The sequence below is a fragment of the Streptomyces sp. 35G-GA-8 genome, assembly GCF_023534745.1.
Taxonomy (GTDB): Bacteria; Actinomycetota; Actinomycetes; order Streptomycetales; family Streptomycetaceae; genus Streptomyces.
Window position 1 is genome coordinate 119065 of record NZ_JAMHJQ010000014.1, and the last position, 16647, is coordinate 135711.

Genomic DNA, 16647 nt, shown 5'->3' on the forward strand with positions numbered 1-16647 from the left:
AAAAGCCTCTGAACAGGTGGTACTGGATTGAGTGCGCTCATTGATCACCATCCGTCACGATCTTGCAGGACCTCGTAGTGCGTAGGTCTCGGGTTCGAATCCCGAAGGCGGCTCAGAGAAACCCCAGGTCAGGTACGTACTGGCCTGGGGTTTTGGCATGTGCGGGCGGTGGGCGGTGGGCGGTGCGTGCGGAGGGCTTCGTGTGGAGGCCGGGCGCGGGGCGCAGGGGCGTTGTCGAGGATGCGTCGTAGCGCCGCGAGGGGGCCGTCCTTGGCGGGGCGGAGTTGGGCGATCCGTACGTTTTGACAACGGTCGATAGCGGATCAAAATTGTAAAAGTGTGCGATTACGCCGTCCGACTACGCATAGCGGTCGACGCGCGACCTCGGGTGGGAAGGTTGAGCCGGGAAGGTTGAGCAATGGCCAGGGCCAGGACACCGGAGAGCTTGAACAGGCCGATCGAGCAGGACGCACCTCTGCTCAGGCGCGGCAAGTTGGTGAAGCCGGGGGAGGGGGTCTCCATCTGGTGGATGGGCGACGACCGGATCACCTTCGCCGCCGTCAGTGAGGACACCGGCAGCGAGTACGCGTTCTGGCTCGACTATCCGCCGGCCGGAACCGGCCCGCCCCGGCATGTCCATTCGCGCGAGGAAGAGGGCTTCTTCCTGCTCCGGGGGAGGATTGAACTCAAGGCGGGGGGCATCAACACCACTGTCGGCGACGGCACGTTCTTCGCGGCGCCGCGCGGCATCGCTCATGAGTGGCGCAATGTCGGGGACGAGAGCGCGGAACTCATCACCTTTACCACCCCGGGCGGTAACGAGGGCTTCTTCCTCGAATTGGGCGCACCCGGCGATGGGCCTCCGGGGAAGCGCGGGACGATGCCGGTTCAGGAGATCAACGCACGGACCCCGCGCTATGGCGTCACCTACCTGGAAAGCACCGCGGACGGGCGCGAAAGGCCCCTTCCCATGGGTGAGGGACGGGGTCCCACCCTGGTGCTGCCGGATGAAGGCGACCGTCGGTACGCCGCCGGAGTGACGTACACCATCAAGGCGGCGGGCCTCGCGACCGCGGCCGCCTACACGGTCACCGAGATCACGCTTGAGCCGGGCGGCGAGATGCCCGCGCATCGTCATGCCCGTTATGAGGAGGCCTTCTACGTCCTGGAGGGAACCGCCGAGGTATTGCTCGACGGAGAGAAATACGAAGCCTCCGCGGGCACAGTCGTGGTCGTGCCGTGGGGGGTGCACCACCGGGTGCGGAACCGCGGCGGACGGACCGTACGGCTGTTCAACCTGACGGTGCCCGGCGGGATCGAGGAGTACTACCGCTCCGCGTGCCGCCCGTCCCCCGGGCCCGGCGGCGATCCGGACGGAGATCTGAACCGGTTGAGGGCGGCCGGGAGGCAGTTCGGTATCGAAGTCGACGCCGACGAGGGTGCGCCGGACTGAGTGCCCCATAGCGGAGCGCCCATATCGATGGGATCGGACAGGAGAGTTGTCATGGCAGACGCCAACTTTACGACCGGCAGCAAAGGCCTCGTGGCGATCGACAAGGTCGGAAATCATGTGCTGTTCCTTGATCCGGAGACCTACGAGGTCGAGTTGACCCTCGAAGGTTTCGCGCCGAGGGTGCACGAACTTCTCATCTCGCCCGATCACCGTTTCGCGTACGCCCCCATCTACGGGGCCGGTATCCACGGGGACAACCCCCATCCGGGCCACCTCATCGCGCAGTTCGACCTGGAGGAACGGAAACACGTCGGTGACCTCAGCACCTTCCCGCATCTCGCTCCGCATGGCCTGCGCTGGGGAGCGGACGGCCAGTTGTACTGCGTGTGCGAGAACAGCGGCGTGGTGCTCGAAATGGCCCCCGAGAGCGGCACGATCGAGGACGTGATCGAGGTGGGCTCCAACAAGGCCCACCGCGTTGAGGTGCTGCCGGACAACAGCAAGCTCTATACGGAGAACGAGGAAGACACTTTCGCGTCGGTCGTCGATCTGGCCACGAAGCGTGTGGTCAGGAAGATTCCCACGCCGAACGGCCTCGCGGGAATCGGCATGCCCCCCGACGGGGAGTCGGTCATACTCGTCGACGCGCAGCAGCCCCAGCTGTTCGTCGTGGACACGGACTCGGACGAGATCCGCTCGACGGTCACACTCGACGGGCACGAGAAGGCGGCTCAGATCGCGCGCTACAGCCCCGACGGCAGATACCTCGTGGTCACGAACTTCGAGGAGCCGCTGGCCACGGTCTTCTCCGAGGACCTCAAGTCACAGACTCTTCTCCACCTCGGCCAGGGCCCTATGAACATGGCCTTCCACGAGGACGGGGAGACGGTGGTGATCGCGAATCACAACGAGGGCTCGCTGGCCGTGTGCAATCTCGAACGCGGCGAGGTCCTGCGTACCGTGCAAGCGGGGGTCGGTATCGAGACCCTCTCGTTCTTCTAGAGCTTCCAGAGGTCGCTCATGACCACCGACTGGGCATCCAAAGCCGTACCGGGCTTCCACACCGTCAGCGACTTTCCCTTCGATGACGGACACCGTCTCGATGTGACCCTCGCGTACCACACACTCGGTTCGTTGAACGCGGGCGCCGACAACGCGGTGATGCTGTTGCACGGCACAACCGGCTCCGGCCGGCAGTTTCTGCGACCGTCCATCGCCGACTTCCTGTTCGGGAGCGGCCGGCCCCTCGATGTGAGCAGGTACTTCGTGGTCATGCCGGACGCCATCGGCCACGGCGCGTCGAGCCGGCCCAGCGAAGGGCTTGGACCGGACTTCCCGCATTACGGCTACAGCGACATGGTCGAGGGCCAGCATCGGTTGCTGGTGGACGGTCTGGGCATCGAGCGGCTACGGCTGCTGCTCGGCACCTCGATGGGCGGAATGCAGACATGGATCTGGGGCCAGCGGTATCCGGACCAGCAGGCGCTGATGGCGATCGCCAGCCTTCCCGAGCGGATCACCGGGCGGAATCTGCTCTGGCGAAGGATGCTCATCCATCTGATCACGTCCGATCCCGGATACGCCGACGGCCGCTACAACAAGCAGCCGGCCGGACTCGGCCACGCGATGGCGCTGTTCCAGCTCATGGTCGGCAGCGCCGGGCACATGGCGTCCGATCTGCGGTCCGTCGATGCCGCCGACACTCAGATCACGGCGACCGAGTCGCAGGCGATGGACAACGAGGACGCCAACGACGTCGTCTGGGAGTTCGACGCGTCCAGGGACTACGACCCGGCCTCCGGCCTGCGGTCGATACGGGCCCCACTGCTGGCCGTCAACTTCGAGGACGACGAACTCAACCCCGTCGAACTCGGCGGACTGGCAAGGGCCATCGCCGCGGTTCCCCACGGACGAGCCCTGACGGTCCCCGCCGGACCGAAGACGCGAGGCCACCAGACGCTCCATGTCGCCGAGGTCTGGTGCGACCACCTCGCCGAGCTGCTCGCGGGGACCGAGGGCTGACGGTCTGGTGGTCGCGGTTACTCCGTGCTGAGTTGGCGCAGGTTCGACTTGGTGAGCTCGAAGATCTCGTCCCCTCGCCCGGAGAGGATGGTCCGGGTGGCGAACAGGGTGAAGCCCTTGAGCTGTTCGAAGGTGATCTTCGGCGGCAACGACAGCTCGTACCGTTCGGTTCGGGCGTCGATCAGCGCCGGTCCGTCGTGCGCGAACGCCTCGCGCAGGACGTCCTCCAGCTGGTCCGTGTGTTCGACGCGCGCCCCGAACAGGCCGGCGGCGCGGGCCTGGGCGCTGAAGTCGGGGTTGTCCAGGCCCGTGCCGTACGTGACGATCCCCGCGGCCGTCATCTCCAGCTCGACGAAGGAAAGCGCCGAGTTGTTGAAGACGACGATCTTCACCGGGAGGTTCAGCTGGCGCAGCGTGATCAGCTCCCCGAGCAGCATGGCCAGTCCGCCGTCACCCGCCAGCGCGACGACCTGGCGGCCGGGCTGACTTGCCTGGACGCCGATGGCGTGCGGCAGCGCGTTGGCCATCGAGCCGTGGGTGAAGGAGCCGATGAGCCGCCGCTGACCGTTCATCCGCAGATAGCGGGCTGCCCATACCGTCGGCGTCCCCACGTCGGCGGTGAACACCGCGTCGCGCGCCGCCAGCCGGTCGATCGCGGCGGCGACCTGCTGCGGATGCATGGGGGAGTCCCCACGCTTGGCATCGGCCAGCCGGTCCAGCCGGGCCCGTACCCGCCGGTAGTGTCCGGTCATCCGGTCCGCGAAGTCGTCGTCCGTCCGGCGCTTCAGCAGGGGCAGCAGCGCCGGCGCGGTGTCCTTGACGGTCCCCACCAGGGGGACGTCCACCTGCGTACGGCGGCCGATCTGCTCGCCGCGCACATCGACCTGCACGACGGGGACGTTCTCGGGGTAGAACGACCGGTAGGGGAAGTCGGTGCCGAGCATCAGCAGCGCGTCGCAGTGCTCCATCGCCCGGTAGCCGGAGCTGTAGCCGATCAGTCCCGTCAGACCGACGTCGTAGGGGTTGTCGTACTCAAGGGAGTCCTTGCCGCGCAGTGAGTGGACCATCGGCGCCTTGAGCGCCGCGGCCAGGGCGACCGCCTCGTCGTGGGCGCCCGCGCAGCCCGCCCCGGCCAGGATGGTCACCCGTTCCGCGGCGTTGAGGACATGCGCCGCCCGGTCGAGCGACCGGTCGTCGGGACGGATGACGGAGGCCGACTTGAGCACCGGGCGCGGCGGCGGCGAGGGGGTGGCGCGGTCGAGGAACACCTCGCCCGGGACGATCAGTACCGCCACACCGCCGCGTTCCAGGGCGGTGCGCATGGCGATCTCCAGCAGCCTCGGCAGTTGCTCGGGCACGCTCGCCATCTCGCAGTACACAGTGCACTCGCGGAACATCTCCTGCGGGTGCGTCTCCTGGAAGTAGCCCCCGCCGATCTCCACGCGCGGGATATGGGCGGCGATGACGAGCACCGGTACCCGGCTGCGCTGTGCGTCGAACATGCCGTTGATGAGGTGCAGGTTTCCAGGGCCGCAGCTGCCTGCCGCGACCGCGAGTTCGCCGGTGACACCGGCCTCGGCGGCGGCCGCGAACGCGGCGGCCTCCTCGTGCCGCACATGCTCCCAGGCGATACCGCCGTCGCGGCGCAGGGCGTCGGTGAACCCGTTGAGGGAGTCTCCCGGCAGGCCGTAGACGCGCCGTACGCCGGCGGCCTTGAGCGTAGAGATCATGGCATCCGCGACGGTGGCGGCCATCCGTTCCTCCTTGGACTGGGGTGAGCGGGCTCCCGACCGACGTGGCCGGTATGACCGGCATGACCGGTTCAGAGGCTTCAGGTGACGTCCTGCTCCCCGGACCGCTCCTTCGGCGGCCGCCGCAGCAGCGCTTGCCGCGTGGCCAGGCCGCCCAGTACTCCGGCCGCACAGCCGACGATGCCCGCGGACGAGGGCCAGTTGACGCCGGTCAGCCGGTCGAGTGACCAGGCACCCGGCCCGGTGAGCCCGGTGACGCCCATGGACGCGACCAGGACCAGCGGATACTCGTAGCCGTCGTTCTGGACCCAGGGCCCGTGCGGGAGCTTCACCGTGGCCGCGACGGTCATGACACCGGCGACGGTCGCCACCGCGAGCGGTGTCAGCAGCCCGGCCGCGAGCAGCAGGCCCCCGACCGTCTGACCGCTCCCGGCCGCCACCGCGGTGAGCCGGCCGCCGCGGAAGCCGTCGCGCCGGAACTCCTCGGCACCGGCGGTCAGGCCTTCTCCGCCCACCCAGCGCGTCATCTTCTGGAGGCCGTGGGCGGCGACCAGACCTCCGACGACGATACGGAGGGAGAGCAGCCCGGCGTCGGTCCAGCCCGCGCCCTGGCCGCCAACGCCCCGTGCCGCACGCAGCGACCGTTGTCTTGCGGTGAGACTTGGATTCCGCATGGTCACTTCTCTTCTCGTGCCGCGGACGGTGAGCACCGGACAGCCCGACAGCCCGACAGTTCGGCTCAACGGTGAGATTTGGCGCTTTTAGTACAACGTCCCCCTCTTTTGCGCGCAAGCCGTGGACCGGCGCTCACCAGTGGCCGGATCACCAGCCGCGTTCACGCATCGGCCGACGAGGCGGCGCGGTCCGACGCGCGTCCTCCGCGGGGCCACCAGCCGATGAGCGCGGCCGCGACACAGGCCGCCGCCCCCAGGGCGAGCGAGTACCGGGGACTGGCCGCGTCCGAGACCGCGCCGATGACGGGTGAGCCGATGGGCGTGCTTCCCACGAGCGCGGTGGACCACAGGGCGGTGACGCGGCCGCGGTACCGCGGCGAGGAGGCGAGCTGGACCGTGGCGTTCCCCGTCGTCAGAAACATGACGCTCGCCGCTCCGACGCATACGCAGGCGACGATCGCGACCGGCACCGTCGGGGAAAGAGCCAGGAAAACGACGCACGCGGCATAAGCGCAGGCGATCCTGACGAGAAAGGGAACGCCGGTGCGTGAGGCGCGGGCCGCGTACAGCCCGCCCGCGACAGCGCCGGCACCGAGCGATCCGATCAGCCAGTTGTACGTGGTCTCGACACCGTGGAAGGTGTCGCGCGCCAACAAGGGAAGGCTCACCTCGAATTCGAAGGTGAATGTTCCCACCAGGGCCATCATCAGCAGCGGCCGGGCGATCGAGTGGTGGCCCATGGCATAGCGCAGTCCTGCCCGCAACTGTCCTTTCGCCCTCGGGGCAGGGGCGCTGGGGTGCAGCTGTCCGGTATCGAGGGACAGGAGAGACAGAACGACGAAACTGAAACTGACGGCGTTGGCGACGAAGCACCAGCCGATGCCCACGGTGGTGACCAGAACGGCGGCGATGGTCGGCCCCAGTACCCGGGCGACATTGACGAGCGTGCTGTTCAGGGTCACGGCATTGCGGAGCAGGGAGGGTCCTACGACCTCTCCCACGAACGCCTGCCGCGCGGGGTTGTCCGCGGCACTGAAGACGCCGAAGAGCAGGGCCAGGACGACGATCTGCCACAGGGTGATGGTTCCGGCGAGGACGCTGACGCCCAGAGCCGTGGAGACCAGCCCCAGGCCCACCTGTGTGACGATCAGAAGGCGCCGCTTGTCGAACCGGTCGACCAACAGACCGGCGTACGGCGAGAGCAGGAGGACGGGAAGAAACCGGGCCGAGGTGGTCAGGCCGAGTGCGGTACCGGAGTCGGTCAGCCGCAGCACCAGCAGTGCCTGGGCGACCGTTTCGACCCAGGTGCCGATCAGGCTGAGGGCCTGTCCGCTCACATACCTGCGGAAATTCGGTACCGCCAGCGCGGCGAAGACGCGCCGCTTCCATTCCGGGGCTGTGATCGGCACCAGGGAAACGTGGCACGAAATGGTGCCCGGGCCTAGGACGACACGGGGAGAGGTATGGGCCGGCCCCATGGTCGTACGGGAACGGCCCCAGCACGATATGGCGGCGCACCCATTCGTATCGCCACCACCCGTATCGCCACCACCCGTATCGCCACCATCCGTATCGCCACTCCCCGGAGGCCCGCTCCCATGCGTCTGTCCCGAGGCATCCCGTCCCGAGGCATCCCGGTTCTCGCCGCCCTTGTGATGGGGCTGTCCTCCATCGGCCCCGCCGGAGCGGTGGGCGCGGCGCCACCGGACCGCGCGGACGCGCACTGCGCCCGGCAGCACCGGCTGGATGTGCCGGGAGCCGACCATCAGCGGAGCGCGTGTCTGGCGGATCTCACGACCACGGCGCTCGCCGGCACCCCGTACACCGATCCGGCCGACCAGGCGGGACTGTCCGCGGCGGGGACGGAGAAGCCCTCCGGGGTGCCGGGCGTCCAGATCGACGGGTACTTCCCCGACGACTCGCGCTCCAACGCCACCCACGGCTGGCGGCACGACGCCCAGTTCGTGATCAGACTGCCCGACAAGTGGAACGGCGGCCTGGTCGTCACGGGCGCGCCCGGCAACCGCAGGCAGTACTCCACGGACGTCCTGATCTCCGATGCCGTGCTGGCGGCGGGATATGCCTACGCGGCCACGGACAAGGGCAATACGGGTACCGACTTCTTCGCGGACGGCGAGCGGCCGGGTGACGCCGTCGCCGAATGGAACAGCCGGGTCACCGAGCTGACGCGCGCCGCCAAGAAGGCCGTACAGCAGCGCTACGGGCACGGGCCGCGCCATACATATATGACGGGCATCTCCAACGGCGGATATCTGACCCGCTGGCAGCTGGAGAACCATCCGGAGCTGTACGACGGAGGTGTGGACTGGGAAGGCACGCTCTGGACCACCCGCGGGCCCAATCCGCTGACGAGTCTGCCGGTCACCGTCGCCCGGAGCCTCGGCGCGGCGGACGACGACGATCTCCTCGCGGCCGGGTTCGCGGACGGCTCCCAGTTTCTCTGGCCGTACCACCAGACGGCGTACTGGGGACTGACCCAGAAGATCTTCCGCGCGGAGTTCGACCCGTCGTACGACCCCAAGTGCCCGGGGGCGTCCGCCGGTTCGACGCCCGAGGAGATCTTCGCCGCCTGTCCCTCCGACGCCGCCTACGACTACGCCTCCCGTCCCGCGTCCGTCCACCGCGCCGTGGCGAAGGTCGCGCTGACCGGGCGGATCGGCAAGCCCATGATCACGCTCCACGGTGATCTGGACTCGCTGCTGCCGATCGCCACCGACTCGGATGTGTACACGCGGATGATCGACGACCGGGGCCGCGGCCGGCTGCACCGCTATTACACCGTCGAGAACGGCACCCACACCGATGGCCTCTACGACACCTATCCGGACAGGCTGCGGCCGATCCTGCCCTGCTACCGCTCGGCGTTCACGGCCCTCACGGCCTGGGTGGAGGACGGTACGGCCCCGCCCGCGGACCGTACGATCCGCCGGCCCGCGAGTGGTGATGTGGTCAATTCCTGCGCGCTGAAGTGACGCGCGGCCGGCCGGTGACGGCCGGCCGTGCTCAGGTGGCCGACGCCGTCGGACAGGACGACGATGGAGGCATCAGCGGGCATCGGCGGGCATCGGCGGGCATCAGCGTGTCTGCGGGCATCAGCGCGTGTCAGCGTGTCCGCGCGCATCAGCTCCGGAGGAATTCATGGTGACGACGGAAGCCCGCCGGGGAGCCGGCATGTGGCCCCGATTGCGGCTCGCCGAGTGGGTCGAGACGCGCGACACGCTGCACATGTGGACCCAGATCGTCGGGAAGGTCCGGCTGGCACACGCCCCGCTGCTCAACCACTGGTGGCAGGTGACGTTCTACGTCAGCCCACGGGGATTGACCACCTCGGCCATTCCCCACGACGCGGGTGCCTTCGACATCGAGTTCGACTTCATCGACCATGTGCTGAGTCTGCGCACGAGCGACGGCGGCGCCCGGCGCATCGCCCTGGAGTCCATGCCGGTGGCGGACTTCCACGCCCGTGTTCTGCGGGCCCTGGCGGAGTTGGACGTCCCCACCACGATCCAGGGGCATCCGAACGAGGTCGAGCCGGCGATCCCGTTCGCGGAGGACTTCTCGCACCACACGTACGACCCGCGGGGCGCGCACCTGTTCTGGCGCCAGCTTCTCCAGGCCAACCGGGTGTTCGGCGAGTTCCGCAGCTACTTCGTCGGCAAGGTCAGCCCGGTCCACTTCTTCTGGGGTGCCATGGATCTGGCCTGCACCCGTTTCTCCGGACGCGGCGCCCCCCGCCACCCCGGTGGAGCACCGAACTGCGGTGACTGGGTCATGGAAGAGGGCTACTCACGCGAGCTGAGCAGTTGCGGTTTCTGGCCCGGCGGCGGTGACGAGGGGGCTTTCTACTCGTACGCCTACCCCGAACCCGACGGATTCGCCGAGAGCGCCGTCACCCCCTCCGAGGCGTTCTACAGCCGGGAGAACGGCCAGTTCCTGCTGCCGTACGAGGCGGTGCGCACCGCTCCCGAACCCGATCGGGCGCTGCTGGGCTTTCTGCGCGGTACCTACGAGGCCGCCGCCGAGCGGGGCGGATGGGACCGGGCGTCGCTGGAGGAGGACCCGGCCCGCTGGAGCCGACACCGGTAGCACCCCTCGTCCTGACTCCTCTCTCCCTTCTCTGTTACCGCCGTTGGGGCGGATTCGTGTGGGCGGAACGTGTGGTGCGCCGGCGTATCGGGGTTCGTTCCCTAACCTCCGGTTTGTTCCCCCGGTGCTCCGGGCCGTGACCCCGGGCACGATATGCCGCCTGTAGGGAGAGAGTTGTGACTCGGTCACGTTCCAAGTTCACCTGGCTCGTCGTCGGCCTGGTGTTCGCCGCGGCCTGGCTGGCCGGCTGCGGCGGCTCGGTGTCCGACCGGGCGACCCGGGCCAACGAAGGGCCGTTGCCCGGGGCGTCGCAGGCCGAGCGGGCAGGGAAGGGCGAGCCGCTGCGCAATCCCCCGCAGATGGTGAGCCACAACGGAGTCCTGCGCACCACCGTGGTCGTCGAACGGCAGAAGGTGCTGGTGGGAGACCGCCGGCTGTGGGGCCTCACCTACAACGGCCGCTATATGCCGCCCACTCTCCGCGTCAAGCCCGGCGACCGCATCGAACTGGCGATGGTGAACCGGGTCACGGAGAAGGTGCAGGGCGTGACGAAGGACACCAATCTGCATGTGCACGGGCTCCATGTCTCACCGCGCCAACCCGCCGACGACATCTTTCTCTCCATCAAGCCGGGCACGACGTACAACTACTCGTATCAGTTGCCGCGCGACATCACACCGGGCACCTACTGGTACCACTCACACATCGACATGTACTCCGCCGCGCAGGTGGCCGGCGGGCAGTCGGGCCTCATCATCATCGACGGACTGCGGAAGTATCTGCCGCCGGCCCTGAAGAACATCACCGAACGTGTCATCGCCCTGAAGGACAACCAGATCCAGGGCGACGCGATCAAGGTCAATCCGCTGAGCATCCAGGCGAAGACCAACCGGACGGTCAACGGCCAGCAGAATCCGGTCATCGGCATCCGCCCCGGGGAGACCCAGCTGTGGCGGCTCGCCAATATCGGCGCGAACATCTACTACAAGCTGCGTCTGCCGGGCGCCACCTTCCATGTCATCGCCCAGGACGGTTATCCCGTCCAACGGGTCTACGGCGCTCAGACGCTGCTCATCCCGGCCGCCGCGCGGTTCGACGTCCTGGTCCAGGGAGGCAAGGCGGGCACCGCCCAGCTGGAGACCCTTCCGTTCGACACCGGGCCGGCCGGCAACACCTTTCCTCAGGTGGATCTCGCCAGTGTGGTCACCGGTGGAACTCCCATGACTCCGGCCGCGATCCCCACCACTTTCGCGCCCAGCGAAGATCTCGCCAAGGCCACCATCGCCGACCGGAAGAATCTGGTGTACACGGAGACGACCACGGCCACCCCGGAGCGGTATTACATCAACGGCCGGTATTACGACCCCAATCGGATCGATTTCACCTCGCGTCTGAACACGGTGGAGGAATGGACTGTCCGCAACGACACGGAGGAGGACCATTCCTTCCATCTCCACACCAACCACTTCCAGTTGATGAGCGTCAACGGAAAGCCCACCGATCCCGGGCACCGCTGGTACGAGACGGTGAATGTCATCCAGGGCCAGTCCATCGTGTTCCGTGTCCACTTCACGAATTTCACCGGCAAGACGGTGGCACACTGCCATCTCCTCAACCACGAGGACATGGGCATGATGTCCGTCCTGGACATCGTCGACGGTCCGGGCGCCAAAGCCGGTTCGCGCCCGCCGAAGTCAGGGTGATCGGGAAGTCAGGGTGATCGGGGTGCCCGGGGCGTCCGCGTACGGAGAGACGCGGCAAGCGCTTCGCGGTCGCCGGCGCCCTTGGCGGTGCGGGGGAAGCGGTCGCGGAAGTAGATCTTCTTGGGGACCTCGAAGGCGCTGAGCCGGCTGCGGCAGTGCTCCCGCAGGTCGGCCTCGGTGGCGTGGCGGCCGGGCTGGAGGATGACGGCGGCGTTGATCTCCTCGCCGTACTTCGGGTCGGGTACGGCGAATGCCAGCGCGTCCTGGACGGCGGGGTGGGCGAGCAGTACCGCCTCGACGGTGTGCGGGGCGATCTTCTCGCCGCCTCGGTTGATCATTTCCTTGGTCCGGCCGCTGAGGAACAGATAGCCGTCGGGGTCCAGATAGCCGAGGTCCCCGGTGTGGAACCAGCCGTCGACGAAGGACGCGGCGGTGGCACGCGGGTCGTTCAGGTAACCGGCGGTGAGCGTCGGTCCGCGGACGCAGATCTCTCCGATCTCGCCGACGGCGGCCGGTTCACCGCCGGGCTCACCGCCGGTGGTGGTGATGCGGATCTCCAGGCCGGTGGGCAGGCCAACGGAGGCGTCCTTGCGGACGCCGTCACGGGGGAGCGGATTCGACGCGGCCTGGTGCGCGGTCTCGGTCATGCCGTAGGCGGAGATCACCGGTGCGCCGAACCGTTCCTCGGTCCGGTGCAGGACCGCGGGCGCGAGCGGCGCGCTGCTGCTGCGGATGAAGCGCAGCGCGGGAGTACCGGCGGCCGGGTAGTCGGTGGCGGCGCGGGCCAGCAGGATCTGGTGGATGGTGGGTACGGCGGTGTACCACGTCGCTCTTGTGCGGGTGATCTCGTCCCAGAACAGGTGCGCGGAGAACCGTCCCGCTGCCGGGAGATGGACGGCGCCGCCGCTCGCGAGGGTGGCGAGCAGACCGGCGATGAGGCCATGCCCGTGGAACATCGGCATGACCAGCAGTGTCGCGTCGTCGGGCCCAAGGTGGCAGGTCAGCCGGATGTCGGCCACGGAGGCGGCCAGGTTGGCGTGGGTGAGGGGCACGATCTTGGGCGTGCCGGTGCTTCCCGTCGTGAACAGCAGCAGGGCGGACCCCGGCTCCTGCACCGTGCCGGGATCCCGAGCCGTAGTGGTGTCCTGGCCGGTCGGCGGCGGTGCGATCCCGTCGGTGCCGGAACCGTGGTGGATGTCGGTGACGGTCAACTCCCCTTGGACGGCGTCGAGATCGACCGCCCACGCCGGGGTCGCCCCGGCATCCGCCGGGTAGTTGTCGCGCAGTCGGTGGGGAAGGAGTACGGCCCTGGCGTCGACGGCGGCCAGGCGCGTGCGTATCTCCGGGCCCGCCAGCTGTGGATCCATCGGGACGACCACGGCCCCGGTCGTCCAGGCGGCCAGCAGCGCGAGGACGAACTCGGGGCGGTTGTCGCTGTAGAGGGCGACCGGGTCGCCACGGGTGATCCCGGCCTCCGAGAGCCGACGCGCGAGTGTCCCCGCGAGCCGGCCCAGTCGCTGATAGGACAGCCGGGCGCTGCCGTCCGCCACCCCGACGGCCGTGCGGTCCGGCGTCCGGCGGATGCTGTCCTCGATCAGCCCGGCCACACCGGTCCGGCGGGCCGTGCCCGTGTCGGCGGTGTCGCCGCCCGGCATCGGACTTCCCCGCTAACGGTGGTGGGCCGAGTGGCCCGCGTGGCTGGCGCGGTCCGTGCGGTCCGTGCGGTCCGTGCGGTCCGCGTGGTCAGCGACGTCCGCGTGGTTCATGAGGTGCGCGTGCGGTACGAATTCGGCGCGCAGGGCATCGGAGCGGTTGTTCAGCTCCGGCGACGGGATCATGGTGCCGAGCGAGTTGTACGAGCCGAACTTGATCGGGTTGCCGGGCACCTGGAAGCCATCGACATCCTTGACCATGCCGCGCACCTTGATCTGCTCCAGCCTGCGGGTGTCGTCGACGTTGAGGATGAGGCTGACGGGGATGCCCGCGTCCTCCAGCCGATCGTGCCAGGCGGCGGCCGTGTCGGTCCGCAGCACTTCCTCCATGGCCGCTTTGAGATCGGCCTGGTTGTCCATCCGGTCGACGTTGGTGGCGAAGCGCGGGTCGGTGGCCAGTTCGGGCTTGCCGAGGGTTTCGGCGAGGATGCCGAAGAGATGGTCATTGCCGACACAGATCGCCACCAGCTGGTCGGAGCAGCTGAACGTGTCGAACGGCGCCATGGACGGGTGGCGGTTCGCGATGCGATGCGGGCGCTTGTGAACGCCGAGCGAGTCCATGAGGCCCTGCTCCAGGGTGGCGAACGTGGCGTCGAGCATGGCCACGTCGACGGTGGTTCCCTTGCCGGTGCGTTCCCTGGCCGCCAGGGCCGTGACCACACCGCAGTAGCCGAAGATGCCGCCCAGGATGTCGGATATGGACGTGCCGACCCTGGTGGGTCCCCCGTCGGGTTCGCCGGTGGCGTCCATGATCCCGGAGACGGCCTGGATGACCGTGTCGTAGGCCGCCTGCATGTGGAGCGGCCCGTACTGGCCGAAGCCGGAGATGGAGCAGACGATCAGCCGTGGGTGCTCCTGGACGAGCTTGGCCGGGTCGAGGCCGAGCCTGGCCATGACGCCGGGGCGGAAGTTCTCCACGACGACATCCGCTTCGGCGATCATCGACTCGACCAGGGCGAGATCGCCGGGGTCCTTGAGGTCGAGGGCGATGCTCTCTTTTCCGAGGTTGGCGAACCGGTAGTACTCCGAGGTGCCGTCACTGGCGAACGGGCCCATCTGCCGGGTGTCGTCGCCGGTCTCGGGCCGTTCGATCTTGATGATCCGCGCGCCCGCGTCGGCGAGCATCCGGGTACAGGTCGGCCCGGCCAGGACGCGGGTGAAGTCCACGACCGTGATGTGCTCCAGGGCGTGCGGCTTGCTCGCGTCCAGGTGCTCGTCCGGGGTGGCGGCACCGTGCGTGGTCTTCTCGGTCATGGTGTTTCCTCCCGGTCTGGTGTCCGGTCCGGTGTCCGGTCCGGTGTCCGGTCCGGTGTCCTGGTCAGTGCGCCGACGGCACGGAGCTGCTGGGGTTCATGCTGGTCAGGTGGCCGGACTCGGTGCCGGCCGTCGGGTCGGTGACGGCGTTGATCAGGGCCGGCTTGCCGGCGTGCAGGGCGGCACGCAGCGCGTGACCCAGCTCCTCAGGGGTGTCGGCCTGATAGCCGACGCCGCCGAAGGCCGTGATGAGCTTGTCGTAGCGGCTGGAGTGCAGCAGCACTGTCGGCGCGGGGTCGGCCGAGTACGTGTTCACCTCGTCGCCCTTGTAGACACCGCCGTTGTTGAACACGACCGTGACGATCGGCAGGTGGTAGCGGCAGATCGTTTCGAGTTCCATGCCGCTGAACCCGAACGCGCTGTCGCCCTCCACGGCCACCACCGGCTTGCCGGATTCGACGGCGGCGGCGATGGCGTAGCCCATGCCCACACCCATGACGCCCCAGGTGCCGGAGTCGAGCCGGTGCCGCGGCTCGTACATCGGCACGATGTCGCGGCCGAAGTCGAGGGTGTTGGCGCCTTCATTGATCAGGTAGGCGTCGCGGTGGTCGTCCAGTACGTCGCGGATCGCGCGCAGCGCGGTCGAGAAGTTCATCGGCGTCGCGTCGGCGTCGAGCCTGGCCCGCATCTTCGCCACGTTCTGCGCCGTCCGGTCCCTGATCGCGTCCCACCAGGCGGTCGGCACGGCGAACTGGCCGGGCCGCGCGGCCCGGTTGAACGCGGCGATGGCGGAGGCGATGTCCCCGACCACCGGGGCCGCGATCGGCCGGTTGCTGTCGATCTCCACCGGCTCGGCGTCGACCTGGATGAACTTCGCCGTCGCGGACCAGCGCGGCGGCTGGCCGTGCGCGAGCAGCCAGTTCAGCCGGGCGCCGAGCAGCATCACCACATCGGCCTGGCCCAGTACCAGGGACCGGGCCGCCGCCGCCGACTGCGGATGGTCGTCGGGCAGCAGCCCCTTGGCCATCGACATCGGCAGGAACGGGGCGCCGGTTGTCTCGACGAACGAGCGAATGGCCTGGTCGGCGCGGGCGTACGCGGCCCCCTTGCCGAGGATGATCAGCGGACGCTCGGCGTGCGCGAGCAGATCCAGGGCCCGGGTGATGGATTCGGGCGCGGGAATCTGCGCGGGCGCCGGGTCGACCGCCCGGAACAGCGACGCCCGGCCCTCCTCGGCCGAGATGGTGTCACTGAGCACCGCGGCCGGCAGATCGAGATACACCCCGCCGGGCCGGCCGGACACCGCGGCGCGAATGGCGCGGGCGACACCGAGACCGATGTCCTGCGGCCGGTCCACCCGGAACGCGGCCTTCACGAAGGGCTTGGCCGCGTTGAGTTGGTCGAGTTCTTCGTAGTCGCCCTGCTGAAGGTCGATGACACTGCGTTCGCTGGACCCGCTGATCTGGATCATCGGGAAGCAGTTGGTGGTGGCGTTGGCCAGTGCCACCAGCCCGTTGAGGAACCCCGGCGCGGACACCGTCAGACAGATGCCCGGCCGGCCGGTCAGGAATCCGGCCGCGGCCGCGGCGTGGCCGGCGTCCTGCTCCTGCCGGAACCCTATGTAGCGCATCCCCTTGGACTGCGCTATGCGGGCCAGGTCGGTGACAGGAATGCCGACCACCCCGTACATGGTGTCGACCCCGTTGGCCTGGAGCGCATCGACTGCGAGCGTGAAACCGTCGGTGATCGCGACATCCGGACGCGTCATTGTGCCGGCAGAGTTCGGTGCCATGGCTGGCTCCTGTTCTGGTTTCTTTTCTTCGCGGGCTTTCCCGGGAGCCTCCCCGCCGAGCCTGCCGGCCGGGGTCAGGCCGAATTCACCGAGACCTGCCGACTGTTCCCCCGACCATTCGGGTCGCGTCGCTTCGCACAACTCGCCACAGCTGTTGACGCGCGGGTCCGGCATCGGCC

12 protein-coding genes are annotated in these 16647 nt (G+C 68.6%); 6 read left to right on the plus strand and 6 right to left on the minus strand.

Translation table 11 applies throughout. The annotated features are described in order from the left end of the window. The first annotated feature begins 445 nt into the window (after positions 1–445). From M1203_RS29270 to M1203_RS29280, 3 genes are read left to right on the plus strand one after another with little or no spacing between them, the layout of a single operon-like run. Positions 446–1453 (plus strand): cupin domain-containing protein, encoded by a 1008-nt coding sequence (locus M1203_RS29270; RefSeq protein WP_249952823.1) that lies wholly within the window; start codon positions 446–448, stop codon positions 1451–1453. A gap of 51 nt (positions 1454–1504) precedes the next feature. Beyond that, positions 1505–2455 carry a YncE family protein gene (locus M1203_RS29275; protein WP_249952824.1) on the plus strand — a complete coding sequence of 317 codons (951 nt, stop codon included), beginning with the start codon at positions 1505–1507 and terminating at the stop codon, positions 2453–2455. An 18-nt stretch (positions 2456–2473) separates the two neighbouring features. Continuing rightward, on the plus strand, positions 2474–3475 hold the full coding sequence (locus M1203_RS29280; protein WP_249952825.1) for an alpha/beta fold hydrolase: 1002 nt from the start codon (positions 2474–2476) through the stop codon (positions 3473–3475). Positions 3476–3492: 17 nt separating this feature from the next. Here M1203_RS29280 and poxB read toward each other — a convergent pair whose 3' ends face one another. From poxB to M1203_RS29295, 3 genes are all read right to left on the minus strand, one after another. After that, entirely contained in the window at positions 3493–5229 is a 1737-nt protein-coding gene (gene poxB, locus M1203_RS29285) for a ubiquinone-dependent pyruvate dehydrogenase (RefSeq protein ID WP_249952826.1), read from the minus strand. Positions 5230–5306: 77 nt separating this feature from the next. Next, positions 5307–5900, minus strand: a complete 594-nt coding sequence (locus M1203_RS29290; protein WP_249952827.1) for a DoxX family protein — start codon at positions 5898–5900, stop codon at positions 5307–5309. A gap of 161 nt (positions 5901–6061) precedes the next feature. After that, positions 6062–7309: an MFS transporter gene (locus tag M1203_RS29295; RefSeq protein ID WP_249952828.1), complete on the minus strand. Its 1248-nt coding sequence runs from the start codon at positions 7307–7309 to the stop codon at positions 6062–6064. A 189-nt stretch (positions 7310–7498) separates the two neighbouring features. Here M1203_RS29295 and M1203_RS29300 point away from each other — a divergent pair, with 189 nt between their 5' ends. From M1203_RS29300 to M1203_RS29310, 3 genes are all read left to right on the plus strand, one after another. After that, complete coding sequence (locus M1203_RS29300; RefSeq protein ID WP_249952829.1) at positions 7499–8893, plus strand: tannase/feruloyl esterase family alpha/beta hydrolase; 1395 nt, start codon at positions 7499–7501, stop codon at positions 8891–8893. 166 nt (positions 8894–9059) lie between these two features. After that, positions 9060–10007, plus strand: coding sequence for a DUF5996 family protein (locus tag M1203_RS29305; RefSeq protein ID WP_249952830.1), 948 nt, complete (start codon positions 9060–9062; stop codon positions 10005–10007). Positions 10008–10183: 176 nt separating this feature from the next. Beyond that, on the plus strand, positions 10184–11710 hold the full coding sequence (locus tag M1203_RS29310; protein ID WP_249952831.1) for a multicopper oxidase family protein: 1527 nt from the start codon (positions 10184–10186) through the stop codon (positions 11708–11710). Positions 11711–11718: 8 nt separating this feature from the next. Here the strand turns inward: M1203_RS29310 and M1203_RS29315 are convergent, their stop codons facing one another. From M1203_RS29315 to oxc, 3 genes are all read right to left on the minus strand, one after another. Next, on the minus strand, positions 11719–13365 hold the full coding sequence (locus tag M1203_RS29315; RefSeq protein WP_249952832.1) for an AMP-binding protein: 1647 nt from the start codon (positions 13363–13365) through the stop codon (positions 11719–11721). 12 nt (positions 13366–13377) lie between these two features. Further along, positions 13378–14676 carry a CaiB/BaiF CoA-transferase family protein gene (locus M1203_RS29320; protein WP_249952833.1) on the minus strand — a complete coding sequence of 433 codons (1299 nt, stop codon included), beginning with the start codon at positions 14674–14676 and terminating at the stop codon, positions 13378–13380. Between the two features lie 64 nt (positions 14677–14740). Next, on the minus strand, positions 14741–16468 hold the full coding sequence (oxc, locus tag M1203_RS29325) for an oxalyl-CoA decarboxylase (RefSeq protein ID WP_249952834.1): 1728 nt from the start codon (positions 16466–16468) through the stop codon (positions 14741–14743). Between the last annotated feature and the right edge of the window lie 179 nt (positions 16469–16647).

Coding starts and splice junctions, on each gene's coding strand:
- M1203_RS29315 (WP_249952832.1), bottom strand. CDS start 13,365: ATGCCGGGCGGCGACACCGCCGACACGGGCACGGCCCGCCGGACCGGT.
- M1203_RS29275 (WP_249952824.1), top strand. CDS start 1,505: ATGGCAGACGCCAACTTTACGACCGGCAGCAAAGGCCTCGTGGCGATC.
- M1203_RS29305 (WP_249952830.1), top strand. CDS start 9,060: ATGGTGACGACGGAAGCCCGCCGGGGAGCCGGCATGTGGCCCCGATTG.
- oxc (WP_249952834.1), bottom strand. CDS start 16,468: ATGGCACCGAACTCTGCCGGCACAATGACGCGTCCGGATGTCGCGATC.
- poxB (WP_249952826.1), bottom strand. CDS start 5,229: ATGGCCGCCACCGTCGCGGATGCCATGATCTCTACGCTCAAGGCCGCC.
- M1203_RS29300 (WP_249952829.1), top strand. CDS start 7,499: ATGCGTCTGTCCCGAGGCATCCCGTCCCGAGGCATCCCGGTTCTCGCC.
- M1203_RS29280 (WP_249952825.1), top strand. CDS start 2,474: ATGACCACCGACTGGGCATCCAAAGCCGTACCGGGCTTCCACACCGTC.
- M1203_RS29320 (WP_249952833.1), bottom strand. CDS start 14,676: ATGACCGAGAAGACCACGCACGGTGCCGCCACCCCGGACGAGCACCTG.
- M1203_RS29290 (WP_249952827.1), bottom strand. CDS start 5,900: ATGCGGAATCCAAGTCTCACCGCAAGACAACGGTCGCTGCGTGCGGCA.